Origin of the sequence: Pseudomonas sp. P116, assembly GCF_020149425.1 — a bacterium.
Lineage (GTDB): Bacteria > Pseudomonadota > Gammaproteobacteria > Pseudomonadales > Pseudomonadaceae > Aquipseudomonas > Aquipseudomonas anatoliensis.
Genome location: NZ_JACVHB010000010.1, coordinates 21,958 through 44,579, shown reverse-complemented (window position 1 = coordinate 44,579; position 22,622 = coordinate 21,958). Strand labels below are relative to the sequence as shown.

At 58.9% G+C, this 22,622-nt stretch carries 25 protein-coding genes and 1 pseudogene; 15 read left to right on the top strand and 11 right to left on the bottom strand.

Annotated elements, in window-relative coordinates:
- The 10 genes and pseudogenes from ICA15_RS26755 to ICA15_RS26710 all read left to right on the top strand — a co-directional run bounded on the left by ICA15_RS26755 (position 1) and on the right by ICA15_RS26710 (position 8,613).
- Positions 1-438: a GspH/FimT family pseudopilin gene (locus ICA15_RS26755; protein WP_210555213.1), complete on the top strand. Its 438-nt coding sequence runs from the start codon at positions 1-3 to the stop codon at positions 436-438.
- Entirely contained in the window at positions 435-803 is a 369-nt protein-coding gene (locus ICA15_RS26750) for a type II secretion system protein (protein WP_210555214.1), read from the top strand. Before ICA15_RS26755 ends, ICA15_RS26750 begins: the two co-directional genes overlap by 4 nt.
- The gene (locus ICA15_RS26745) at positions 800-1,408 is read left to right on the top strand and encodes a prepilin-type N-terminal cleavage/methylation domain-containing protein (RefSeq protein WP_210555215.1); all 609 of its coding nucleotides are present in this window, start codon (positions 800-802) and stop codon (positions 1,406-1,408) included. The genes ICA15_RS26750 and ICA15_RS26745 overlap by 4 nt, the downstream gene beginning before the upstream one ends.
- Positions 1,405-2,127, top strand: coding sequence for a type II secretion system protein GspK (locus tag ICA15_RS26740; protein WP_210555216.1), 723 nt, complete (start codon positions 1,405-1,407; stop codon positions 2,125-2,127). Before ICA15_RS26745 ends, ICA15_RS26740 begins: the two co-directional genes overlap by 4 nt.
- Positions 2,124-3,167, top strand: a complete 1,044-nt coding sequence (locus tag ICA15_RS26735; RefSeq protein ID WP_224450924.1) for a type II secretion system protein GspL — start codon at positions 2,124-2,126, stop codon at positions 3,165-3,167. Before ICA15_RS26740 ends, ICA15_RS26735 begins: the two co-directional genes overlap by 4 nt.
- A complete protein-coding gene (gspM, locus tag ICA15_RS26730; protein ID WP_210555217.1) occupies positions 3,157-3,768 on the top strand; it encodes a type II secretion system protein GspM in 612 nt (203 codons plus the stop codon). Before ICA15_RS26735 ends, gspM begins: the two co-directional genes overlap by 11 nt.
- The gene (locus tag ICA15_RS26725) at positions 3,765-4,280 is read left to right on the top strand and encodes a general secretion pathway protein GspN (RefSeq protein WP_210555218.1); all 516 of its coding nucleotides are present in this window, start codon (positions 3,765-3,767) and stop codon (positions 4,278-4,280) included. Before gspM ends, ICA15_RS26725 begins: the two co-directional genes overlap by 4 nt.
- Complete coding sequence (gene gspD / locus ICA15_RS26720; protein WP_210555219.1) at positions 4,277-6,529, top strand: type II secretion system secretin GspD; 2,253 nt, start codon at positions 4,277-4,279, stop codon at positions 6,527-6,529. Before ICA15_RS26725 ends, gspD begins: the two co-directional genes overlap by 4 nt.
- Before the next feature lie 172 nt (positions 6,530-6,701).
- Positions 6,702-6,803 (top strand): annotated as a pseudogene (locus tag ICA15_RS26715) (polyphosphate kinase 2); the annotation flags it as partial.
- A gap of 49 nt (positions 6,804-6,852) precedes the next feature.
- Entirely contained in the window at positions 6,853-8,613 is a 1,761-nt protein-coding gene (locus tag ICA15_RS26710) for a SulP family inorganic anion transporter (RefSeq protein WP_210555220.1), read from the top strand.
- Between the two features lie 27 nt (positions 8,614-8,640).
- Here ICA15_RS26710 and ICA15_RS26705 read toward each other — a convergent pair whose 3' ends face one another.
- The 4 genes from ICA15_RS26705 to ICA15_RS26690 form a co-directional block, all read right to left on the bottom strand.
- Entirely contained in the window at positions 8,641-8,826 is a 186-nt protein-coding gene (locus ICA15_RS26705; RefSeq protein WP_150605011.1) for a hypothetical protein, read from the bottom strand.
- A gap of 231 nt (positions 8,827-9,057) precedes the next feature.
- Positions 9,058-11,448 (bottom strand): TonB-dependent siderophore receptor, encoded by a 2,391-nt coding sequence (locus ICA15_RS26700; protein WP_210555221.1) that lies wholly within the window; start codon positions 11,446-11,448, stop codon positions 9,058-9,060.
- A 118-nt stretch (positions 11,449-11,566) separates the two neighbouring features.
- A complete protein-coding gene (locus ICA15_RS26695) occupies positions 11,567-12,550 on the bottom strand; it encodes a FecR domain-containing protein (RefSeq protein ID WP_210555222.1) in 984 nt (327 codons plus the stop codon).
- On the bottom strand, positions 12,537-13,052 hold the full coding sequence (locus tag ICA15_RS26690; protein WP_210555223.1) for a sigma-70 family RNA polymerase sigma factor: 516 nt from the start codon (positions 13,050-13,052) through the stop codon (positions 12,537-12,539). Before ICA15_RS26690 ends, ICA15_RS26695 begins: the two co-directional genes overlap by 14 nt.
- A gap of 214 nt (positions 13,053-13,266) precedes the next feature.
- On the opposite strand from ICA15_RS26690, the gene ICA15_RS26685 reads away from it, so the two are divergent.
- Positions 13,267-13,983 (top strand): class I SAM-dependent methyltransferase, encoded by a 717-nt coding sequence (locus ICA15_RS26685; RefSeq protein ID WP_210555224.1) that lies wholly within the window; start codon positions 13,267-13,269, stop codon positions 13,981-13,983.
- A gap of 112 nt (positions 13,984-14,095) precedes the next feature.
- Here the strand turns inward: ICA15_RS26685 and ICA15_RS26680 are convergent, their stop codons facing one another.
- Positions 14,096-14,989 (bottom strand): LysR family transcriptional regulator, encoded by an 894-nt coding sequence (locus ICA15_RS26680; protein ID WP_210555225.1) that lies wholly within the window; start codon positions 14,987-14,989, stop codon positions 14,096-14,098.
- A gap of 127 nt (positions 14,990-15,116) precedes the next feature.
- Here ICA15_RS26680 and ICA15_RS26675 point away from each other — a divergent pair, with 127 nt between their 5' ends.
- Genes ICA15_RS26675 through ICA15_RS26665 form a run of 3 tightly spaced genes read left to right on the top strand, consistent with a single transcriptional unit; the run spans position 15,117 to position 17,835 of the window.
- Positions 15,117-16,304 (top strand): MFS transporter, encoded by a 1,188-nt coding sequence (locus ICA15_RS26675; protein ID WP_210555226.1) that lies wholly within the window; start codon positions 15,117-15,119, stop codon positions 16,302-16,304.
- Positions 16,305-16,331: 27 nt separating this feature from the next.
- A complete protein-coding gene (locus tag ICA15_RS26670) occupies positions 16,332-16,781 on the top strand; it encodes a cyclophilin-like fold protein (RefSeq protein ID WP_210555227.1) in 450 nt (149 codons plus the stop codon).
- A gap of 25 nt (positions 16,782-16,806) precedes the next feature.
- On the top strand, positions 16,807-17,835 hold the full coding sequence (locus ICA15_RS26665) for an alpha/beta hydrolase (protein WP_210555228.1): 1,029 nt from the start codon (positions 16,807-16,809) through the stop codon (positions 17,833-17,835).
- Positions 17,836-17,919: 84 nt separating this feature from the next.
- On the opposite strand, the gene ICA15_RS26660 is transcribed toward ICA15_RS26665, so the two are convergent.
- Together ICA15_RS26660 and ICA15_RS26655 are read right to left on the bottom strand one after the other, a co-directional pair.
- Entirely contained in the window at positions 17,920-18,918 is a 999-nt protein-coding gene (locus ICA15_RS26660) for an NADP-dependent oxidoreductase (protein WP_210555229.1), read from the bottom strand.
- Between the two features lie 125 nt (positions 18,919-19,043).
- Positions 19,044-19,832: an SDR family NAD(P)-dependent oxidoreductase gene (locus ICA15_RS26655; RefSeq protein WP_210555230.1), complete on the bottom strand. Its 789-nt coding sequence runs from the start codon at positions 19,830-19,832 to the stop codon at positions 19,044-19,046.
- Between the two features lie 160 nt (positions 19,833-19,992).
- On the opposite strand from ICA15_RS26655, the gene ICA15_RS26650 reads away from it, so the two are divergent.
- Positions 19,993-20,568, top strand: a complete 576-nt coding sequence (locus ICA15_RS26650) for a TetR/AcrR family transcriptional regulator (RefSeq protein WP_210555231.1) — start codon at positions 19,993-19,995, stop codon at positions 20,566-20,568.
- 119 nt (positions 20,569-20,687) lie between these two features.
- Here the strand turns inward: ICA15_RS26650 and ICA15_RS26645 are convergent, their stop codons facing one another.
- The 4 genes from ICA15_RS26645 to ICA15_RS26630 form a co-directional block, all read right to left on the bottom strand.
- Entirely contained in the window at positions 20,688-21,155 is a 468-nt protein-coding gene (locus tag ICA15_RS26645) for a VOC family protein (RefSeq protein ID WP_210555232.1), read from the bottom strand.
- Positions 21,156-21,271: 116 nt separating this feature from the next.
- Positions 21,272-21,430, bottom strand: coding sequence for a DUF2986 domain-containing protein (locus tag ICA15_RS26640; RefSeq protein WP_115146881.1), 159 nt, complete (start codon positions 21,428-21,430; stop codon positions 21,272-21,274).
- A 275-nt stretch (positions 21,431-21,705) separates the two neighbouring features.
- A complete protein-coding gene (locus ICA15_RS26635) occupies positions 21,706-22,134 on the bottom strand; it encodes a hypothetical protein (RefSeq protein WP_224450923.1) in 429 nt (142 codons plus the stop codon).
- Positions 22,131-22,616, bottom strand: coding sequence for a GNAT family N-acetyltransferase (locus ICA15_RS26630; protein ID WP_210555233.1), 486 nt, complete (start codon positions 22,614-22,616; stop codon positions 22,131-22,133). Before ICA15_RS26630 ends, ICA15_RS26635 begins: the two co-directional genes overlap by 4 nt.
- Between the last annotated feature and the right edge of the window lie 6 nt (positions 22,617-22,622).

The following is a 22,622-nucleotide window of genomic DNA, read 5'->3' as shown; positions in this document are numbered from 1 at the left end:
GTGCACGCCTTGCAGCGCTCTCGCGGCTTCACCTTGATCGAACTGCTGGTGGTGATCGTCTTGATCGGCGTCAGCATCGGTTTGATCAGCTTCGGCGTGGGCAAGGGCCTGCAATCGGCGAAGGAACGTCAGGCGCTGACGCAATTGGTGCAGTCACTGCGCGCTGCGCGGGTGCAAGCCATCGTCACCGGTCAACCGGCCCAGACGCATTTCGATCTGCACAAGGCGCGCTTCAATGGCCCCGACCATAAGCCGCACAGCTTGCCGCAGGACATGCATGTGCAACTGGTCACCGCCGAGGGACTCGGCGCGGCATTCGAGTTTTATCCGGATGGCGGCTCCAGCGGCGGGCACCTGATGTTGTGGCGCAACGACAAGCGTTGGCGGATCGATATCAACTGGCTGACGGGCAGCGTTCAGTTGCACACGCTCAATTGAACCGCCAGCGCGGTTTCACATTGCTGGAAATGCTTGCTGCCCTTGCTGTGCTGGCGGTGTGCAGCAGCGTCCTGGTAGGGGCGTTCGGCAACAGCGCGCGGGCCTTGCAGCAAGTGCAACGCAGTGATCGTTTGAGTCTGATCGCGCGTTCGCTGATCGACGACGCCAGTGACCGTGCCTTCGTAGCCGGGCGCAGCAATGGCGAATGGAGCGGGGTGCGCTGGCAAATGAATGTAAGCGTTGTCCCCGGCCCTAATGGATCGGCCAATGCTTATCGGCTGGATCTGCAAGTGGACGATGGCGGCCGGCATGCCCGGTACAGCACCTTGCAAGTGCGCAGCGCAGGCAGCGGTGCTGGCCAATGAAGGGTAATCAACGAGGCTTTACCCTGCTGGAAGTGCTGGTGGTGATCAGTTTGCTCGGCGTGTTACTGACGTTGATCGGCGCAGCGATATCGGGTGCCAATCGGGCCATGGCCAAGGCCGAGCGCTACAGCAACCGCCTCGATGAAGTGCGCTCGACGCAGAATTTCTTGCGCAGCGCCATCGGCCAGGCATTGCCTCTGGCGGCGGGAAAACCGGGTGAAAGCCAATCGCCAATTTTTCAGGGTGACGCTGACAGTTTGAGGTTTTACGCGCCGCTTCCCGCGACGGTGGGCGGTGGTATCTATCGGCACCAAGTGAGTCTCGTAGAGGGGCGTTTACAGGTCAGTCTTCAGCGTTTGCAGGGCGAAACCTTGCAGCCGGCCAGGGAACCGCAAGTGCTGTTGCAGCAGGTAAAAGCGCTACATATGAGCTACCGGGGCCTGTCGCCCGAGGGGAAAACCACTGAGTGGCTGGATCACTGGCCATGGCCCGGACGGCTGCCGCGCGCGGTGCGCATCGACGCGCAATTGGCCGGGGCAATCGTGTGGCCGAGGCAGGTTGTTCGTCTGCGTCTGGATTTGTCCGGCGAGAACATCACGCCATGAAGCGTCAGCGCGGCATCGCGCTGCTTCTGGTGCTGTGGGTGTTGGCGCTGCTCGCCACGTTGCTCGCCGGGCTGGTGGGTTGGGTGCATTTACAGAACCGTCAGGCCCTTTGGAAGCGCCAGCATTTACAGGGGCAACTGGCTGCCGAGGCGGGTATCGCCATGGCGGTGCTGGCCCAACTCGATCACGACCCGCAACGGCGCTGGCTGGCGGACAACCAAGTGCATGCCTTGCGTTTCGATGATGCCGAGCTGGCCGTCAGCCTGCGCAGCGAGCAGGGCCAGGTGGATCTAAACGCTGCGCCTGCCGAGTTGCTCGCGCGGTTGTTACAGGCATGCGGCGCGCCCCCCGGGGATGCGCGGCAACTGGCGCAAGCCGTCGAGCGACGTCGCGCCGATGATCAGGCGCCGCTGCGAATGGTCGAGGAACTGCGCGAGCTGCCTGGCATGACCCAGGCGATTTACCAGCGAGCCGTACCCTACGTGACGTTGTGGAGCGGGTTGCCAGCACCGGATCCGCGCTTTGCGACGCCCTGGTTGCAACAGGCATTGAACCTGCCACGAGCACGCCCGAGCGTCTCACCCGCCGGGTCGATCATCACCGTTAAAAGCCGGGCGACCTTGCCCGGCGGCTACACCACGACGCTTCGCGTCACGTTGTTATTGAATCCATCGAAGGAGGGGGCACGACCTTACCGGGTCTTGCGCTGGCAAGAATGAAGCAATTGATCTCACAGCCTCTGGCTCGGCGATTTGCCCAGGTCCACGGCCACTGGCAAAGCCACTGGCGCGGCAGCCTTGCCCAGCGTTTGTGGCAGGCGTGGTTGCAGGAGCTGCGCAACGCACTGCCGGCCCAAGTGCAGCGCGGTTTGCTGCCGCGCAACCGAGAGCATCGGTTGACATGGCCGCTGCCCGAGGCGCTGCCTGATGCTGGCGACGACCGGGTTGTGTTGCTGTTGCCTTATGCGATGGTTCTGGCGCAAACGCTGGATCTTCCGCTCGCGGCCACACGCGATTTGCGCAGTGTGGTCGGGTTTGAACTGGACAAGTACACGCCGTTTCCCCGCGAGGACATGCACTTTGTCACTCGCGTGCAAAGCCGTGGAAAAAGCATCGCGCGGGTGTTGCTGGTGGCGATTGCGCGTGAGCGTCTGCAAACCGTGCTCGATCATTGCCAAGCCCGCGGCCTGCATGTGCACGCCATCGATTGCCGGGGCAGCGACGGCGAACCTTTGGGAGTCGATCTGCTGCCGGACGAATACAAACACCAGCGCGCCCGTCGCAACTACTTGCCGCGTTATCTGGCGATGACCTGCGTCGGCCTGTTGCTGGCGTGCATGGTGCTGTGGCTGGACGCGCGATCGGCGCGTATGGAAGCGATGCAGGACGCCGTCGATCAGCAACGCGAACAAGTGCAGGCGCTGCAAAACTTGCGTCGTGAGTTGGTCAACACCCAGGGTGCCGCCCGCTATCTGGCGCAACGCAAGACTGCCCGGCCCAGCGTGTCCAGTGTGTTGCTGGACCTCACCGGTTGCCTCGGCGCCGATACCTGGGTCGAGCAACTGGACATCAGCGAAGACGGCGGCGTCTCGATCACCGGTCAGAGCGCCCGGGCCAGTGCCTTGATTGCCCGCGCCAAAGACTGCCGAACCCTGAGCGATGCGCAGTTCCAGGGGATCATTCAGCCCGACGAACAGACGGGCAAGGAGCGCTTTTCATTGCACGCGCAATTGCGCAAGGAGCCAGCCGATGCGTCGTGAATTGACCGCGCGCGAACGTCGCGGCGCAGCGCTGATCGTGCTGGCACTGGCCGTGTGGGCGGGGTGGTGGCTGCTGGTGCAGAGCTGGTTTCTCGGCCCCCTGTTGCAGATCGAAAACCAGGCCGACAGCCTGCGCGAACAACAGCAGCGCTACGCCGGCGTCCTGCAGCAACGCGACGCTCTGCAACAGCAGTTGCAACAAGCCCGGCGCGACCCGGCCAGCCGCAGCAGCCTGCTGCCCGGCACCGACCCGAGCGGCGTGGCGGCCGACCTGATGCAACGCAGCCTCGATCTGGTCAAGGCACATGCCGCTCAGGGGCCCGGATGCCAGGTCACGCAACGCATGCCGATCACACCGGAGCAAAACAGCGCCGAACCGTATCGCCAGGTCAAAGTCAGCCTCACCCTCGAATGTGCCATGGAGCCCCTGACCGGGCTGCTGCACGATCTCGAATATGGCCAACCGTTTCTGTTTGTCGACCATCTGAGCATCCGTCGTCAAACCTCCGCGCCAGCCAGCGGAGGTGCAGGGCGGTTGCAGGTGAATCTGCTGTTGCGCGGTTATCTGCAACCGGTCAACGGCAAGGAGCCCGGAGCATGAGGCTCAGCCATATGGATCTGCTCCTGCTAACCATCGCCGCGGCGCTGGGCGCAGTTTTTGTAGTGCTGTTACTCGGCGCGGGACGAGCTGAACACTGGCTGCCCGCCGATCAACCGCGTCATCTGCCGGCCAGTGCAGCGCCAAAGCCGCTGCCAACCTTGACCGCGCAAGACTTGAGCCTCAGCTGGCAACAATCGATTTTCAGTCCCGAGCGCAAACCCGACCTCGTCAGCGGTAAAGGCGGGACGGCCGCGCTGCAAGGCGTTGCGTTGACCGGCGTGGTCATCGATGGCCAGGCGCAGTGGGCGCTGTTGCGCCTGGCCAACCAACGCACGCTCAAGCTCGCGGTCGGCAAAGCGCTGGATAACGGCTGGACCCTGACCGCGCTCAGCCCACTGCAAGCCACTTTCATGTACCAGGGCCAGACCCGCCAGCTGAGTCTGCCCGTGCTACGTCTTCCGCCGCCATCTACGGCGCCCCTTATCACTCTTCCCAATGTACCGAGACCATGAACAATTGCTTTCCTGAAATCCTTCGTTTGCGCAGCCCCTTGCTTTGTCTCGCCACGGCCGTGGCTCTGGCGGGCTGCGCGTCCACGCCGTCGTCGACGCAAAATGACCCGGCCCTGATGCAGGAAGCACTCAACGGTACCGGCTCGCAACGCGCGCCAGTGGTGGATGCGCCCGCCGATACGCCGGGCGCGTCAGTGTCCGATGACGTCACACCGGCGCGCCGGCAGATCATTCGCGGCAGCCAGAACTTTGTGCGTCCGGCAGCGCCTGCCGCCGGCGCAAAGGCTGGCGCCGAGCCAGGCGGGGACATCGTCTTCAACTTCACCGACCAGCCGATCGAAGCGGTGATCAACAGTGTGATGGGCGACCTGCTGCACGAAAACTACAGCATCGCCCAAGGCGTCAAAGGCAATGTGAGTTTTTCCACTTCCAAACCGGTGAACAAGCAGCAAGCCTTGTCGATTCTGGAAACCCTGCTGTCCTGGACGGAAAACGCGATGATCCGCCAGGGCGACCGCTACGTCATCCTGCCGTCGAATCAGGCGGTCGCGGGCAAGTTGGTACCGGAAATGCCGGTTGCCCGACCTTCCACCGGCCTCACCGCACGCCTGTTCCCGCTGCGCTACATCTCCGCCACGGAAATGCAGAAACTGCTCAAACCGTTCGCTCGAGAGAACGCGTTCCTGCTGGTAGATCCGGCGCGTAACGTGCTGAGTCTGGCCGGCACCCCGGATGAACTGGCCAACTATCAGGACACCATCGATACCTTCGACGTCGACTGGCTCAAGGGCATGTCCATCGGCGTCTACGGCCTGCAACGGGCATCGGTGGCCGAATTGATGCCGCAACTGCAAAAGCTGTTCGGGCCTGACAGCGGCATCCCGTTGGCGAGCATGGTCAAGTTCATGCCCAACGAACGCACCAACTCCATCGTCGCCATCTCGTCGCAGCCGGCGTATCTGCAGGAAGTCGGCGACTGGATCGCGACCATCGACGAGGGTGGCGGCAACGAACCGCAGATGTACGTCTACGACGTGCGCAATATGAAAGCCTCGGATCTGGCCAAATACCTGCGCCAGATCTACGGCAACGGCGCGATCAAGGAAGACGCTGCCGCCAAGGTTGCGCCGGGTTTGCGCACCGCCTCGCTGTCGTCGCTCAATGGCAGCGGTAATGGGCTTTCCGGCGCGACGTCGCAAGCATCTGCCGGTCTGGGCGCCGAAAACAATCGGGCGCAATCGAGCGGTGAAGAGGAGGAGGCCGAGGATGATTCCTCTGGTGGCGAATCGGGCGACAGCGAAAGCGCCGACACTGCAGAGTCAGGCGGACAAGCTGCGGAGCAGAGTCTGCAACAAAGCGTGCGCATTACCGCGCAGAAAAGCACCAACCAGTTGCTGGTACGCACGCGACCGGCACAGTGGAAAGAGATCGAATCGGCTATCAAGCGGCTGGACAACCTGCCAATGCAAGTGCAGATCGAGACGCGGATCCTTGAGGTCAAACTGACCGGCGAACTGGATCTCGGCGTGCAGTGGTATCTGGGCAATCTGGCCGGCAATTCATCGAGCACGACGGTCGCCAACACCAGCGGTAATCAAGGCGCGCTCGGCGCCGGCGGGGCAGGGCTCGGTGCAGCGGATTCGCTGTTCTATTCCTTCGTCAGCAACAACCTGCAAGTGGCGCTGCATGCACTTGAAACCAACGGGCGTACGCAGGTGTTATCGGCGCCGTCGCTGGTGGTGATGAACAACCAGCAAGCGCAGATTCAGGTCGGTGACAATATTCCCATCAGCCAGACGACCGTCAATACGAGCAATTCCGACACGACCTTGAGCAGCGTGGAGTATGTGCAGACGGGGGTGATCCTTGATGTGGTTCCGCGAATCAATCCGGGTGGTCTGGTGTACATGGACATCCAGCAACAGGTCAGTGACGCCGATACGAGTAACGTGACCTCCTCTCAACCCAATCCGCGCATCTCGACCCGTTCGGTCTCCACGCAAATCGCTGTGCAGAGCGGGCAGACGGTGCTGCTCGGCGGGTTGATCAAGCAGGACAATGCGGAGTCCACCTCCAGCGTGCCGGGTCTGTCGAAAATTCCTGGCCTGAAATGGCTGTTCGGCAATACATCGAAGTCGCGCGATAGAACCGAGCTGATTGTCCTGATCACCCCACGGGTCGTGACCAGTGCGAGTCAGGCGCGGCAGGTTACGGACGACTATCGCCAGCAGATGCAATTGCTCAAGTGACAAGTCACGTCAGCTCGCAAGCTGCAGGCTTGGGCGAAAGCAGTCACTGCTGACTGCTTTCGGCGGGTTGTGACAGACAAGTATGAACTAAGCTTTTCCGTGCGCTTGAGGATGTAGGGTCTTGGCCATCCTGGCATGGTTGAAGTCATGGATGCAGCCCGAGGTTCCGTGAAAGGATGTCGCGCGCGAGAAGGTGATATTGCCCAAACGGCAGAAGCCAGGCGGCTATCGCGACCCGGATTATCCGCACCGGCGAGTGCCCGAAAAATTCTGACGGGTACGTGTAAGCAAATCTGCGTTGTACATCTAAAGGGCAAAGTTCTATGAGCGATTTGGATTCTTCGCCTCCCGTCCTCGAACCGGGCCGAATTGCCCGTCGCGATGGCGGCGACGAAACCGGCTGGGGCCGCTGGCTTCCTGGACTCCGCACGCTGCGCGGGTATCAGGTTGCCTGGTTGCGTCACGACATCATGGCCGGACTGGTGCTTACCACGATGTTGGTACCCGTCGGCATTGCTTACGCCGTGGCATCGGGCGTCCCCGGCATCTATGGCCTCTACGCGACCATCGTTCCGTTACTCGCTTACGCGTTGTTCGGGCCTAGCCGGATTCTGGTGCTGGGCCCGGATTCCTCACTGGCCGCCGTTATCCTGGCTGTCGTCCTGCCCCTGTCGGGCGGCGACCCGCACCGCGCCGTCGCCCTGGCGGGCATGATGGCGATCGTTTCAGGCACGGTGTGTATCCTGGCGGGCATCATTCGTTTGGGCTTCATTACGGAGTTGCTTTCCAAACCGATCCGCTACGGGTACATGAACGGCATCGCGCTGACCGTATTGATCAGCCAACTGCCAAAGTTTTTCGGTTTTTCGATTGACTCTGACGGTCCGCTGAGAAACATATGGGCCATCTCCACCGCAGTAATGGAAGGAAAGACCAACTGGACTGCGTTCATGATCGGCGCGGCCACATTGGTCGTGATCCTTCTACTCAAACCCTATAAACGGGTACCGGGCATCTTGGCCGCAGTGGTCGGTGCGACTGTCGCCGTCGGTGTGCTGGACCTTGGCGCGCGGGCCGGGGTGTCGGTGCTCGGTGTTCTTCCACAAGGTTTACCTGGGTTCGCCATCCCCTGGATTACCCGCGCTGATATTGTCCCCGTGCTTATCGGCGGTTGTGCCGTCGCTCTGGTGTCATTCGCCGACACCAGTGTGCTTTCTCGTGTCTATGCAGCGCGGACCCGCACATACGTGGACCCGAACCAGGAGATGGCAGGGCTCGGTTTTGCCAATCTGGCGGCTGGATTTTTCCAGGGCTTTCCAATCAGTAGCAGTTCTTCACGTACCCCCGTGGCTGAAGCCGCAGGCGCCAAAACCCAGTTGACCGGCGTTGTTGGCGCGTTGGCAGTTGCCTTGCTGCTGGTGGTGGCGCCGAATTTGTTGGAGAGTTTGCCCAGCAGCGCATTGGCAGCGGTGGTGATCGCATCAGCCATTGGCTTGATTGAAGTCACCGACCTGCGGCGAATTTATCGGATCCAGCGCTGGGAGTTTTGGCTGTCGATCGTGTGCACCCTCGGTGTGGCTGTATTTGGCGCGATTGAGGGCATCGGCCTGGCCATCGTAATAGCCGTCATCGAATTTCTGTGGGATGGCTGGCGACCATATTCCGCAGTGCTGGGGCAAGCCAAAGGCGTCAAGGGGTACCACGACATCCAGCGTTATCCTGACGCGAGCCTTATATCGGGCCTGGTCCTGTTTCGCTGGGATGCACCGTTGTTTTTTGCCAACGCCGAACTGTTCAACGAGCGAGTGCTTGACGCAGTGGCTGCATCGCCTACGCCCGTGCGCTGGTTAGTCGTAGCGGCAGAACCCGTCACCAGTGTGGACGTGACCTCGGCCGACATGCTGGGTGAACTGGACGAAACCTTGCACGCGGCGGGCATCAAGTTGTGCGTGGCCGAGATGAAGGACCCGGTCAAGGACAAGCTGAAGCGATTCGGGCTTTTCGCAAGGCTTGGCGAAACGGCGTTCTTTCCAACTATAGATGAGGCAGTCAGCAGCTATCTCGGCATGCGTCACGTGGATTAGCCGGTTCGGCAGGGCGTCGCAGTCTGACTACATTCTGTTCATTCTGGGTTGAATTTGTTGTCGGGGGATAATTCCCGTCCCCGTGCGAGCCGGGCTGCCATCCATCGTTTGCTTGTTTTGCAAATTTTCTTCTTCTTTTTGGTCGTGACAAGACGCGCCACCGAGACAGATGGTAGCGGCAAGTAAAAAAACAGGACTAAAACGCTTGATCATCGGAACCTCCACGCTTGGAAAATCAAGTGGCTCAGATTCTCTCCATGTAATCGCACTAGGTAAAAGCTTAGGTGAACGCTTGAGTTTACCTATGGCTGCCCGACAGCCGGACCACGCTGATTGTGTCTGGATTGCCTTGATGGCTGGGAAACCGAAAAAGACCCCAAGTCGACGGTGCCCGCGGTAAAGCGGGCACCGCTTCCTATAAGGGAAAAAGGCTTACACGCCTGCTTACCAGTTGTAACTCACTTTGGCGGTAATCTCGCGACCCGGGTTGTAGAAATTCGCTGTGCCGGAGCCGACCACGTGCTGCTCATCCAGCAGGTTGCTGACGTTCACCGCAAGGTCGGTGCCCTTGGCGATCTTGTAGTTGAAGGCGGCGTCGAACAGCGTGGTGCCATCGCTTTTGCCGGAGTTGGCTGCATCGAAGTAATAAGAGCCGACGTAGCGCGCACCCAGGCCAACGCTGACATCAGTGGCGGGGACGTCGTAATAACTCCAGAGCGAAGCGGAATGCTTGGGTGCCGTGGAGAACTCATTACCCTTCAGGGAGCTGCCGTCATACAACGAACCGCGCAGTACCTCGGACTCCATATAGGAATAGCCACCGATCAGGCTGAGGTTCTGCGTCACCTGCGCCTTGGCCTCCAGGTCGAGACCACGGGCCCGCGATTCGCCCACCGTCTGTTGCTCAATGATGCCGCTCGGCAGCACCACGGCGATGGTGACGTTTTCCTGGGTCAGGTCATAAACGGCGGCGGAGAACAGTGCGTCCATCCCCATCGGCGCATATTTCACGCCCACTTCGTACTGCCTGCCCGTCTGCGGTGTTACGCCAACCTGCGGCGGCGAGACGGATTCCACCATGCTCACATAGGTCGACACCTCATCGTTGACGATATAGGTCAACGCACCTCGGTAGGAAGTTTCGGAGAAGGTGTCTTTCTCAGTTGATTGCAAGCCTTTGCTGGTCAGGTCCATCGAGTCGTTGCGCACACCGCCGGTGACGATGAAACGCTCGTAGAACGACAGGTTCTGCTGAAGGAATACGGCCTTGGTGGTCGCGTCTCGCTTGTTCACGGCATACGGCGCGATTGAGCGTGAAACCCCGGTAAACACGGGGTTTGCAATGTCAATCGGGGTCGTCAGGGCGTAGATCGAGCTTTCCTTGGTGGTCGAATCGAGGTACTCCACGCCCACCAGGCTGCTGCTGTCGATGTTCTCGAAGCGGGCATCGTATTGCAGCATCAGATTGCCGTTGAACTGGTCGGCTTCACTGTCCGTGCCAAACTGATAGCGGTCAACAGTAGTCCCTACACGCGCGGCGCTGTCGCTGAGGTAAACGTAGCCAAAATCGTCGGTCAACTTGCTGTAACGCAGATTGCTGCGCAGTACGAAGCCGTTATCGAAGTCATGGGTGATGTTACCGCTGAGGCTGGTGCGCTCGACATCGTGGAAGTTGTAGCTGGGCTCGCCATAGAACTTGCTGCGGTCGTATTCCTTGTCCAGCGGATAACCGCCGCTGTTGGGCGAACTTTCGGTTTTCAGGTAGTCCAGAATCATCGTCGCCGACGTGTAATCCGTCGGTGCCCAGGTGAGGCCACCCATAAACAACTGGTTGTCGTCCTGTGAGTGATCGTACTCGCGGTCGCTGTTCTGGCCTTTGGCAGTAAAGCGGCCAGCCAGGGTTTTCTCGTCGTTCAGCGCATCCCCCACATCGATGCCTGTCTCGACATGGTCAAACGAACCGTAGGTCACATAGCCTTGGCCAAACTGCTCGAAGCGCGGCTGTTTGGTCACGAAATTCACCGAGCCGCCTGGGTCTGCGGGGCCAAACAGCGTGGAGTTGGCGCCACGCAGAATCTCGATGCGCTCATAAGCGAATGGATCTTCGCGTACGCCGCGCATCGAACTCAGGGTCAAGCCGTCACGGTAGGTGGTGGCCTGGAAACCCCGGATCTGGAAATAGTCGTTGCGGTCATCCGTACCATAGAAGTCAGTGATCACGCCCGGCGTGTATTGCAGCGCCTCTTCCGTGGTGCTGACGCTGCGTTGCTCCATTTCCTTGTTGGTAACAACCGACACCGATGCCGGTGTATTGAGAATGCTGGTTGCCACCTTGCCGCCAACCCAGAGCTCCTTGGCGAGCACCGAGTTGGCGTCGTCGTCGGCACTGACCCTGACCTTGGCATTGATGATCAGGGGGGCAAGGCGGTAGTCCTCGACGTCCGTTGCATCGAGCTCCAGCGGGCCGGCGGGCTTTGCTTGAGGGAGCAGCAGGTAGGCGTTCGGGCCTTGCTGTTCGATTTGCAATTCGCTCCCCTGCAGCAACGATGACAGCGCTGCCGACGTATCGAGCGTGCCATTCACGCCAGCAGTGGTGCGGTTCACTACACTCGACGCGTCGAATGAAAGACTGATGCCAGCCTCGCGCGCAAAGCGGTCAAGCGCCGGCGCCAGTGGGCCCGCAGCGATGTTCCACTGCTTGATTTGATTGCTGTGGTCAGCGCTCGACGTTTGCGCCAGCGATGGCAATGCGTAGCTGCTTACGATCAAACCCAACATCGCACCGTGCAAGGCACGATTTAATGGATGGCGCTGTGAAACCGGGGACGAACTCATTTTCTCGCTCCAAGAAAGGACATCGGCAGACTGGCCTGTATTCCGGCCTTCCAAAGAGGTCGAACGAGAATGAGAAACCACCTCATTATTTTTCACGAGCTACAAAGTTCTAATCGGCTCAGGTGGTAGCAGCGGTCACGGTCACCCAATAACGGGTTCGATAATCAATGTGCAGGTGCAGTGACTGCGCGATCAAAGCCAGGACCTGATCGTTGTCGGCGAGCTGGAAGGTGCCGGAAACGCGCAGATCAGCGACCTCTTCGGCGCAGCGCAGTACCCCGGGGCGATAACGCGACAACTCCACGATGAAATCACTAAGGCGCATGTTGCGCGCACTGATCACGCCGTCACCCCAGCTCCATAGGTCAAGACCGTTGTCCCTGACCATTTGGGCGCCACTTGATGTGAACAGCAGCTGATGTCCGGCCTGGACACTGCGGCTGGCAGACGTTTGACTGGAGCCGGGGAATACCGTGACTGATCCTTCCTGAGCCGCGACCAGAGTGCCAACGTCAAGCTCGCGCGCCAGAAAGCGCGAACTCTGAGCGCGCATGATCCCGTCACGTGATTGCACCCAGAACGGTCGCGCTTGAGGCGAGTGTCGATCCGCGCCGACATTCACGATGATTTCACCACGCCGCAGAATGAGCAGGCGTCGCTGAGCGTCGAAATCGCTGTCGACGGCGCTATCGCTATTGAGCTGGATAAGGCTGCCATCATCGAGTTGGAAGCGTCGTTGCTCGCCGGTGCTGCTGCGTTGCTGCGCCAGCATGGCGGGTACGGGTGTGTAGTCCCGGCCGAGCCAGGCTGCCGTGCCAACAGTCGCCAATATGCCCAGTAGCTTCAGGCTTTCCCGCCGGCGCATTCCATGGTGGGGGCCATCAAGGGTTTGTCGGGCCAGTTGAGCTGGCACGCCTGTGAGTTCATCCCCAAGCGATTCCACACGCTGCCACGCCAACACATGCTCTGGGCGTTGCTGCAGCCAGTGCTCGAAAGTGCGTTGTGTTTGTTCATCGGCTTGATTGAAGCGAAGGCGCACCTGCCATTGAATCGCCTGCTCGACAATGGCCGGATCCAGCGCCTGCGGCTCACGCCTCGGCATAACGCAAGCGATAGCAGTGTTGCAGGGCTGTGGCCAGGTCGCGTTCCACGGTCGCGCGGGAAACACCCAGCTTCTCGGCTATTTGCGCGCAGGTCAGACCGTCGAGTCGGGCAAATAAAAACGCCTGGCGAACTCTCGGTTTAAGCGTACCGAGCATGCGGTCAATGCGCTCGAGCGCATCAAGAATCATCAGCCGGCTTTCTTCCGAGGGAACCTCGTGTTGAGGCAGCAACGTGACGCTTTCCAGGTAGGCACGTTCGAGTTCGCGACGACGGAACTGATCAATCATCAGTCCGCGGGCGATACTGCTCAAATAGGCGCGTGGTTCGCGCAAGGGGCTGGACTGACGGGATTTGAGCAGACGTACGAAGGTGTCCTGCGCCAGATCTGCTGCGTTATCGCGACATCCAATGCGTCGGATCAGCCAGCCGTGCAACCACGAGTGGTGGGTGCGATAGAGCAGCCCTAGATCTGCAGTACCTAGTGTTTCGTCGCTGCGCATCGGAATCCCAGCAAGTACATGATTGATAATTAATCGCATTCTACTCACGCGATAGGCCTTAGGTAAATACGTGGCGCTCAGTGTCTGCTTTTGCCGACCGCTGAGCGCCGCTCCAGGCATGCATTCCCCGCAGGAATGCACCGCATAAAATCTATGCATTTTTTTTTATCCAGTTTCTCGGCGTACCTTGCTGCAAAGACAAGGAGATCGCCCATTGAACTCATCCACTGCCAATCCCGCCGATAAATTCGATACCTCCCGCGCCAGCGAATACGCCAGGCAAAGCCGCATCGCATTGGCCGGTTACGATGCCTGTCACGATCTTGCGGCGTGCATGTTGGCCGCCAGTCTCGGTCACTCGCGGTCGGCCAAAGTGCTGGTCGTCGGCGCTGGCGGTACGGCGCAGGAAATCATCGCAATGGCCACGCTGGAGCCGAACTGGCGCTTCACCGCAGTTGATCCTTCCGAGCCAATGCTGGAAGCCGCGACGCAGCATTTGCAGGCCAACAACTTGCTGCACACAACGAAAGTGCATCTGGGGCATGTCGACGACTTGCCAGTGGACGAGTCATTCGACGCAGCGACCCTGATCGGCGTACTCCATCACCTGAATGGCGACGAGCAAAAACACGCCATCCTGCAATCGATCAAGGCTCGCTTGAAACCGGGCGCGCCGTTGATCGTGGCAGGCAATCATTACGCGTACGCGAGTCAACCGCTGTTGCTGGAAGCGTGGGGTCAACGCTGGCGGCAACAGGGCGCCAATGCGGAGGAGGTGAGGGCAAAGCTTGGCAAGATTCTTCAGGGAGCGGATCCGCCGCATTCCGAGGCGGCGGTTCAGGCGTTGCTGCATGAGGCGGGGTTTGGCGAGGCTACGCGGTTTTTTAGCAGCCTGTTCTGGGGGGCGTGGTTAACCTGTCGAACGGTCTGAGCGAAAGCTGTCGGTGTTATTCTCCTGCCGCCGCGCTTGGCTGATGTTTGAAAGAGCATGAATCCTCGGGGCCCGGTCAAAATAACAAATCCCAGAGCATAGGCTCACCCCACTAAACCCCTTCGCGCAGCGCATTCGCAACCAATGTAAATGCAGGCGAAGGTTGCCGCCGGTTGGGGTAGTACAAGTAATATCCAGAAAATGGTAAGCACCAGTCTTCCAGAACCCGCACGAGCCGGCCTTCCTGGAGATGCGGTTCAAACTCCTCTTCGGGGAGGTAGGCAATGCCCAGCCCGGCCAAAGCGGCATAGACGATGTGGGTGGACGTGTTGAAAATGAGCTGGCCGTCTACGCGCACGTTCACTTGTTTGCCGCGCCGCTCGAAATCCCACACATAGAGCCCGCCTGATGTCTGCATACGCTGATTGATGCAGTTGTGGTTCATCAGGTCTCGTGGATTTTTCGGGCGCTCGTGCGCGGTGAAGTACGCTGGCGAGGCTACGACGGCCATGCGTAAGGGCGGCCCTATCGGAACGGCGACCATGTCTTTGTCGATGGTATCCCCAAGACGCACACCCGCATCAAAACGATCCGCCACGATATCTCTGAAGCCGTAATTGACGTCGAACTCGACATTGATATCGGGGTATTCGTGTAGCAATGCGGTGAGTTTTGGAAGGAGTGTTGTCCGCAAAACGTGATCGCCGCAGGTGATGCGTACCGTGCCGGCAGGCTTGTCGCGCAGGTCCGTCAGGATATCCAGTTCCGTTTCGATTTCATCGAAGCGGTGGCCGATCGCCTGCAACAGCCGTTCGCCCGCAGCGGTCGGCGAAACGCTGCGTGTGGTTCGCGTCAGCAACCTGATTTGCAGACGTGCTTCCAGACCGCTGATGGCCTGACTCAGCGCAGACTGCGTGACGCCCAGTACGCCTGCCGCGCGCGTAAAGCTGCCTTCGCGCGCCACCGTTACGAACGACAGCAGATCGTTGAGATTTCTTCTGACCATTTTGTAAACGCCGTCACAGTCGATTGATTAGCTGAGCTTATAACCTTGTTAAGTATTCATTAGCTAGTCGCGGTCGCGTTCACTCGTCACCATTGTCGACATGAATATGAATGCTAGTGAGGCTCAAATGGTCGCTGTCTCCGCCCCCCAGAATGCGCCCGCTCATTGGAGCGGCGTCTTTGCAATGACGCTTTGTGTCTTCGCGCTGATCGCGTCGGAGTTCATGCCGGTCAGTCTGCTGACGCCGATGGCCGATGATCTTCAGGTGACGCAAGGGATGGTCGGGCAGGGCATTGCGATCTCCGGAGCATTTGCCGTTTTAAGCAGCCTGACCATCTCCTGGATGGCTGGAACCCTCAACCGCAAGATTTTGCTGATGGCATTGGCAGGGTTGATGGCCGCCTCCGGCGCGATCGTCGCACTGGCCCCTGACTATCTGACGTACATGGTCGGTCGTGCCTTGATCGGTGTGGTCATTGGTGGTTTTTGGTCGATGTCCGCTGCGACCGCGATGCGACTGGTACCAGCCTCGCAGGTGCCCAAAGCCTTGGCCATCTTCAATGGCGGCAATGCGTTGGCTACCGTGATCGCCGCACCGCTAGGCAGCTATCTGGGCTCGATCATCGGTTGGCGCGGCGCGTTTTTTTGTCTGGTGCCCGTAGCGACGATTGCCTTCATCTGGCTGTGGATCAGCCTGCCGACCATGAAGGTAGCGCCGCGCACGTCGGGAACGGGCAATGCCTTGAAGCTGTTGAAGAACCGATCTGTCGCAATCGGCATGGCCGGGTGCGGCGCCTTTTTCATGGGGCAGTTCGCCCTGTTTACCTACCTGCGACCTTTCCTCGAAACGGTGACGCGTGTCGATGTATCCACACTGTCGCTGATCCTGTTGGTGATCGGAGTAGCAGGCTTTATCGGCACTCTGATCATCGGCCCGTTTTTACGGCGCGGTCTCTTCCGGACATTGATCGTCATACCGATGCTGATGGCGTTGATCGCTTTGGCACTGATTCCCTTTGGATCCTCGGTCGTAGTCGTCGCTGTACTGCTTGGCTTTTGGGGGTTGTTGGCCACCGCGGCGCCAGTCGGATGGTGGAGCTGGATCGCGCAGGCCTTGCCCAACAATGCCGAGGCCGGGGGAGGTTTGATGGTGGCGGTGATTCAACTGGCCATCGCCCTGGGCTCAAACATCGGCGGACTGCTTTTCGATCATGGCGGCTATCAGAGCACTTTCGTGTTTAGCGCAGGCGTGCTGCTACTTGCCGCGTTCGTGACGTTGCTGACATCACGCTCCCCAATATCGCAATCCGCTTGAGTCCGACAACTTTTCGGGAGATAGACCATGAGAGCACTTCGCTGGCTTGGTTTGCTGTCTGCAATGCTCATGCTGGGCGGTTACGTCGCTGTATGTGATGCCGCGTCGGCGTCTTTAAAACCGGAGAAAACTCGCGTGTGGATGACCGTCGGGGAACAACGCTTCGCCATTACGTTGGCCGACAACCCCGCCGCCGGCGCGTTTGCCAGGCTACTGCCGTTAACAATCGAGATGAGCGATCTCAACCGCAATGAGAAACACGCCAGCCTTCCAGAAACTTTGCCCGCCAACGCGAGCAAACCGGGAACGATCCACAACGGCGACTTGATGTTGTATGGCGCGGATACGCTGGTGGTTTTCTATTCAACTTTTAATTCGACGTATTCCTATACGCGGCTCGGGCGTGTGGATGACATCGCTGACCTGGCTCAGGCGCTAGGGCGAGGGGATGTGCGCGTGATGTTCTCTAAAGACTGATCAATCCGAATCAACAGGGATTCCAATGAAAAAGCTCATTGTTCTATTAACGCTTCTTGTCAGTTCACTCTCAGCAACAGGAGCCGATATGTCTAACGGCGCAGATAATTTTTACACCAGCGAAAAAGTGACGGTGCAGAAGGTTACTTTCAAAAACCAATATCAAATGAATGTGGCGGGGAATCTGTTTATCCCGAAAAACCTCGACGCAAAATCGAAGAGCCCGGCGATTGTTATCGGCCACCCGATGGGCGCGGTCAAGGAGCAGAGCGCTAACCTCTATGCCACGAAAATGGCCGAGAAGGGCTTTGTGACTCTGTCACTGGATCTGTCGTTCTGGGGTGAAAGCGAGGGGCGTACGCGCAATGCTGTTTCGCCGGACATCTACGCCGAAGACTTCAGTGCGGCAGTGGACTTTCTCGGTGCACAGCCTTTCGTCGACAAGGAGCGTATTGGCGCAATCGGCATCTGTGGCAGCGGCAGTTTCGTCATCAGCGCGGCCAAGATCGACCCGCGCATGAAAGCCATCGCAACGGTCAGCATGTATGACATGGGCGCAGCCAATCGCAATGGTTTGAAGCACTCGCAAACGCTTGAGCAACGCAAGGCGATGATCGCGCAAGCGGCACAGCAGCGTGATGTTGAGTTCGCTGGCGGTAAAACCGCTTACACCAGCGGCACGGTACATCAACTGGATGAAAACACTCATCCCATTCAACGCGAGTTCTATGACTTCTACCGCACACCTCGCGGCGAGTACACACCGTCCAGTTCCTCTAAAGAGTTGACGACGCACCCGACTCTGACGAGCAACATCAAGTTCATGAACTTCTACCCGTTCAATGATATCGAGACGATTTCTCCGCGCCCGATGTTGTTCATTGCCGGCGCTGATGCGCACTCAAGGGAGTTCAGCGAGGAGGCCTACAAGCTCGCCGGACAACCCAAGGAGTTGGTTATCATCCCGGGCGCCGGGCATGTTGACCTCTATGATCGTGTCAATCTGATTCCTTTCGACAAGTTGGCTAACTTCTTTGAGCACAATCTGAAGTAACCAACACGCAGGGATTGCCTCGTCCAAGAGCCTCACGATCGTGAGGCTTTCGCGAGAGTTCGAGTGACATTCTTTTCAGTACGCTTATTGAATGGTGACGGTGACTTTGCCTTTTGATCTGCCTTGCTCGACGTACTGCAACGCTTGTGCAATCGATTCAAAAGAGAAGGAACGATCAATGACGGGTTTGATGACACCGGCCTCGATTAGCGAGGTGATTATTTGCAGTTGTGTACCGTCAGCACGCATAAACAGAAATGCATAGCTCACCCCGTGCTTGCGGGCTTTTCTGCGGATGCCGCTGCTCAGCAGGCGCATGACTTGCCGCAACACCCAAGACAAGCCTCGCTCCTGGGCAAATTGCGCGGTCGGCGGCCCCGACAGGGAAATGAGCTGTCCGCCAGGCTTGAGAACCTTGACTGATTTCTCCAATACGTCGGCGCCGAGGCTGTTCAACACCACATCGAATTCGCGCAGTTCGTTTGCAAAATCCTGCTGTTGGTAATCGATGACCACATCCGCCCCGAGTGCTTTCACCCAGTCGACATTCGCCGCGCTGGTGGTGGTCGCAACGAAGGCGCCAAGGTGTTTGGCAAGCTGAATGGCCAGCGTGCCGACGCCGCCGGATCCGGCGTGAATCAGCACCTTCTGGCCTGTTTTGACTTGAGCGATCTCAACCAGCGCCTGCCAGGCCGTCAGGGCAGCCAAGGGGATGGAAGCCGCTTCGGCCATATCGAGATTTGCGGGTTTCAACGCGAGCGCGTTTTCGTTCACCGCGATCAGTTCAGCAAACGTCCCGATGCGTGACTCGGGAGGGCGTGCATAGACTTCGTCTCCTGGCTTGAATCGCTTTACCGCCGATCCCGTGCGTACGACTACGCCGGCCAGGTCATTGCCCAATATCAGTGGGAATGTATAGGGCAGGATGAGTTTGAATTCCCCGGTTCTGATCTTGGAGTCCAGCGGGTTCACACTCGCTGCATGCACCTGGACCAGTACGTCATGCACACCGACTACCGGGTCGGGCACTTCGCCGATTCGTCCGTTCTGCTTGCCGTAGCGGTCGATGAAAAATGCTTTCATGTTGCAGATGCTCTGGTCGGTGGAGTGAGAAGGGCGCGGGGTTCCAGGTCGCGATAGGCGAAGGGTATCCCGCCAACCACCACCGACTGATTAGGCGCGTTAATCAATGACGTGCTCGCCATGATTCAGACTAGCGTCAAATAGCGTTGCGCCACGGCGGACTGGCGGATCTGCGACAAAAGCCCCTGACGCGCGGTTTGCAAGGCATCCCAGCGCTCGCCTTCATGCAGCGGCGGAATGGTCACCGGCTCGCGTCGGTCGAAGCCAACCAGTGCGGCGTCGACCAGGTCACCCACTTCCATGATTTCGCTCAAGGTGTTGATGTCGATACCGGCGCGATCCCAGATCTCCGTGCGGGTGGCGGCGGGCAGTACGGCTTGCACATAAACACCCAGGGGCGAGAGTTCCAGGCTCAGTCCCTGGGACAGGAACAACACAAACGCTTTGGTCGCGCCATAGACCGACATGCCGAACTCAGGCGCCAGACCTACCACCGAACCGATGTTGATGATCGCGCCGTCACCTGCTTTGGCCAGGCGTGGTGCGATGGCGCTGGCGAGCCGCACCAGCGCAGTGGTGTTGAGGGCCACCAGTTGTGCAACGTTGTCGGTGCTTTGTTCGATGAAGGTGCCGGACTGCGCTGCGCCCGCATTGTTGACGAGGATGCCGATGCGCGCGTCATCACGCAGGCGCGCTTCAACGGTGTGCAAGTCGCTGAGTTGCGTCAGATCGGCCTTGAGCACTTCGACGGTGACGTTATGTGCGCCACGCAACTTTGCGGCAAGGGTTTCCAGACGCGCGTGGTCGCGGGCGACCAACACCAGATCATGCCCGCGCTGGGCGAAACGCTCGGCGTAAACCGCGCCGATGCCGGTGGAAGCGCCAGTGATGAGAACGGTAGGGCGAGTAGTCATGATGTCAGCTCTTTTCAAGTCACACGGTTTGGGATTGTGGGATGTTCGTACTGCCTGCATTTAGGATGATGATCGGAATCTAAGCTGTCAATGTTTTAATTACGAGCAACATCTATGTATCATCAGGCGATGTATTTCCAGCGGTAGCGAGGTATCCAGCATGCGAGTATCCAAGGCTCAGGCCCAGGCGAACCGGGAACACATCGTCGAAACGGCGTCAGTTGTATTTCGCGAAAAGGGTTTTGATGGTATCGGCGTGGTCGACGTGATGGCCGCCGCCGGTTTTACCCATGGCGGTTTCTACAAACATTTCGGCTCGAAGGCTGACCTGATGGCTGAAGCCTCGGCCAAGAGCCTTGCGCAGTCTCTGGCCAGTGCCGAAGAGCTGAGCGTGAAGGATTTCATCGATGCGTATGTGTCCCGGGATCATCGCGATGGGCGCTCCACGGGTTGCACCCTGGCGGCGTTGTGCGGTGATGCGGCGCGTCAGTCGGACGATTTGAAATCGGCCTTCGCTGAAGGCATCGAGCGCACGTTGCAGATGCTGGGCGAAAAATGCCCGACGGGGCCGGAGGCGGCATCGGGTGAGGCCAGGGTGAAAATGATCGACCTGCTGGCACGTGCGGTCGGCGCGATCATGCTATCGCGCGCTTGCCCGGACGACTCGGCGCTGGCTGATGAGATTCTGGCGGTGTGCCACGCGCAAATGACCGAATCATTGGTCGTTCAGTCGTAGACGGGGTAGATGGATGTCTTACAAAGCGTTCTGACTTGCGTTTATTCCGGTGTTGGCCAAGACGTACTGGCCGAACGCAGTCGTCCAAAGCAGTCTGTTCTGGAGGCCTTGGCTAACGCCTACAGCGAATCAGGGCTAAACGCAGCCTCGACAAATGCCTCGAGCGATTTTTCTTCCAGAATTTCGATGGAAAAGTGTCCGAAGCGTTTGGGCAGCCAGATGATGCGTGTCCCGGACGGTGATTGAAGGTCTGCGCGTAGCAATGGTTGTCCATTTTCATCTTCAGGCTGCACACCGGCGATCAGCAATTCGTCATACGCCTTTTCGATGTCCGGTGTCGAATAGCAGTGACGGTAGATCATCCCTTCGCCAGCGGTATCCAGCAGCGTCTTCAGGTTCCCCGCCAACGGTTGCACCAGCATGAAACGCTCTTGCCCGATCACCGCAATCGAGTAGCGCACAGGCAGTCCGCCTCGCTCCCATATCTGGGTTTTGGAGATTTTGGCTTTGAGGATCAGTGCGTAGTAAGCACACGCTTCTTCGAGATCGTTGACCAGTACGTCGACATGACTGAACTTCAGTTCCATTGAATGCCTCCCGCCGAAACGGCCGTGCGGATTAATCTCGGGGGCCGGGAACTCGATCAAGATTGATGAATGGTTCCCCAACGGTTTCCAGTGGCCGTGCCCTTGAGGGTGTTGCCTCAGCTATCGGTAGAAACGACCGGCTCGGCAACAGTTTCCTCAGCCATCTTCAGCCGGTCAGCCTTGCTGATGTACTTTTCTTTTTTCGGGGCCAGTTTCGCGCTGGCCTTTTTGGCTTTTTCCCTGAACAACTGCTTCAGTTTTTTCTGGCGGTTCATGTTGATGACTCGGGTTGTCTGTTGAATATCGACGATCGAAGGGTTTCTCGCTCGCCTTGACCAGAGAGTCGCATAAGCAAGTGTCGCTGTCTCTGGCCCAAAAGGGCAGGCATCCTGACGCATGGCCGGGGTGCAGGCAACATCAATTCCTGACATCGCAATAAAGTCCCGAACAGACTTGATCGTCGGTGCCGGCGCTTCTTCCATGGACGAATGCCCCGCACGCGGAATCAAGTGAGCGTAGACGCGTTTTGGCATCTGCATTTGAGCGTCGATCAATACGGCCGGTTACGCGCGCAGTCGGGCGGGAGATCACCAATCTGGATCAGGCCGACCATAACGGAAGGGTCGTCTCTGGAGCCCCAGGACACCGGCGCCCCATGCGCCACCAGGTCGTAGATCCTGCTCACGCCGAGCAACTGACCATTGCGGTTATCGTATAAGCGGAAAAAGGCCGGGCTCTCCCAACGGATGAACCAGGACAGATCTTGCGGATCGTCAGGATGGAACTGAGGATGAAAGGAGTTTGGCAACACCCAATAAGGCCTGAATGCCTGGACCCGAACGCAGCCATCGGGGCTGATGTCAGCGTCGCCGTAAGGGTTGGCCAGCGCTTTTTCCCACCACTGGGACGCCGCCCACAGTCCAATGTAAAACACCCCTAAACCGAGGACGATCATCAAGAGTCGGCGTTGCCTGCTCATGCCAGACGCATGCCCATTTCAACTGCACGGTCCTCGAAACCGAACTCCGCATACATGCGCGCCGCACGTTCATTGAACGGCCAGACTGTAAGGCGCAAATCCTGTGCGTCATGTTCAATCGCCCAGTCCCTGACGAGTTGCATCAGCGCCCGACCAATGCCTTTGCCGGAAAACCGCTCGACGACACACACCGAGCCGATGCGCACCACCTTTTGTGGCTGCATCAGCGGTGGCGAACTGGCCGACAGACTGCCCGTAATGAATGCGGCGGGTTGATCGCCGACGTGCGCAATAAACACCACCTGATCCGGCTTCTCGAAAACCCCCGACCAATGCGGCAGGTCGCGGGAGAAGTCTTCGGTAGCGGGAGCATAAATATCGGGACGGGCGGCGTGGTGTACGGAGTTGAGCAACTGGCCCAACTCGCACATGGTCAGTGCGTCTTCAGCGGTTGCGATGCGGTAGGTGATGGTGTCGTCCATGATGAG

What these genes read in the sequence shown, in the direction of transcription:
- ICA15_RS26745 (WP_210555215.1), top strand. Translation starts at nt 800, where the DNA reads ATGAAGGGTAATCAACGAGGCTTTACCCTGCTGGAAGTGCTGGTGGTG.
- ICA15_RS26740 (WP_210555216.1), top strand. Translation starts at nt 1,405, where the DNA reads ATGAAGCGTCAGCGCGGCATCGCGCTGCTTCTGGTGCTGTGGGTGTTG.
- ICA15_RS26735 (WP_224450924.1), top strand. Translation starts at nt 2,124, where the DNA reads ATGAAGCAATTGATCTCACAGCCTCTGGCTCGGCGATTTGCCCAGGTC.
- gspM (WP_210555217.1), top strand. Translation starts at nt 3,157, where the DNA reads ATGCGTCGTGAATTGACCGCGCGCGAACGTCGCGGCGCAGCGCTGATC.
- ICA15_RS26725 (WP_210555218.1), top strand. Translation starts at nt 3,765, where the DNA reads ATGAGGCTCAGCCATATGGATCTGCTCCTGCTAACCATCGCCGCGGCG.
- gspD (WP_210555219.1), top strand. Translation starts at nt 4,277, where the DNA reads ATGAACAATTGCTTTCCTGAAATCCTTCGTTTGCGCAGCCCCTTGCTT.
- ICA15_RS26710 (WP_210555220.1), top strand. Translation starts at nt 6,853, where the DNA reads ATGAGCGATTTGGATTCTTCGCCTCCCGTCCTCGAACCGGGCCGAATT.
- ICA15_RS26705 (WP_150605011.1), bottom strand. Translation starts at nt 8,826, where the DNA reads ATGATCAAGCGTTTTAGTCCTGTTTTTTTACTTGCCGCTACCATCTGT.
- ICA15_RS26700 (WP_210555221.1), bottom strand. Translation starts at nt 11,448, where the DNA reads ATGAGTTCGTCCCCGGTTTCACAGCGCCATCCATTAAATCGTGCCTTG.
- ICA15_RS26695 (WP_210555222.1), bottom strand. Translation starts at nt 12,550, where the DNA reads ATGCCGAGGCGTGAGCCGCAGGCGCTGGATCCGGCCATTGTCGAGCAG.
- ICA15_RS26690 (WP_210555223.1), bottom strand. Translation starts at nt 13,052, where the DNA reads ATGCGCAGCGACGAAACACTAGGTACTGCAGATCTAGGGCTGCTCTAT.
- ICA15_RS26680 (WP_210555225.1), bottom strand. Translation starts at nt 14,989, where the DNA reads ATGGTCAGAAGAAATCTCAACGATCTGCTGTCGTTCGTAACGGTGGCG.
- ICA15_RS26675 (WP_210555226.1), top strand. Translation starts at nt 15,117, where the DNA reads ATGGTCGCTGTCTCCGCCCCCCAGAATGCGCCCGCTCATTGGAGCGGC.
- ICA15_RS26670 (WP_210555227.1), top strand. Translation starts at nt 16,332, where the DNA reads ATGAGAGCACTTCGCTGGCTTGGTTTGCTGTCTGCAATGCTCATGCTG.
- ICA15_RS26665 (WP_210555228.1), top strand. Translation starts at nt 16,807, where the DNA reads ATGAAAAAGCTCATTGTTCTATTAACGCTTCTTGTCAGTTCACTCTCA.
- ICA15_RS26660 (WP_210555229.1), bottom strand. Translation starts at nt 18,918, where the DNA reads ATGAAAGCATTTTTCATCGACCGCTACGGCAAGCAGAACGGACGAATC.
- ICA15_RS26655 (WP_210555230.1), bottom strand. Translation starts at nt 19,832, where the DNA reads ATGACTACTCGCCCTACCGTTCTCATCACTGGCGCTTCCACCGGCATC.
- ICA15_RS26650 (WP_210555231.1), top strand. Translation starts at nt 19,993, where the DNA reads ATGCGAGTATCCAAGGCTCAGGCCCAGGCGAACCGGGAACACATCGTC.
- ICA15_RS26645 (WP_210555232.1), bottom strand. Translation starts at nt 21,155, where the DNA reads ATGGAACTGAAGTTCAGTCATGTCGACGTACTGGTCAACGATCTCGAA.
- ICA15_RS26640 (WP_115146881.1), bottom strand. Translation starts at nt 21,430, where the DNA reads ATGAACCGCCAGAAAAAACTGAAGCAGTTGTTCAGGGAAAAAGCCAAA.
- ICA15_RS26635 (WP_224450923.1), bottom strand. Translation starts at nt 22,134, where the DNA reads ATGAGCAGGCAACGCCGACTCTTGATGATCGTCCTCGGTTTAGGGGTG.
- ICA15_RS26630 (WP_210555233.1), bottom strand. Translation starts at nt 22,616, where the DNA reads ATGGACGACACCATCACCTACCGCATCGCAACCGCTGAAGACGCACTG.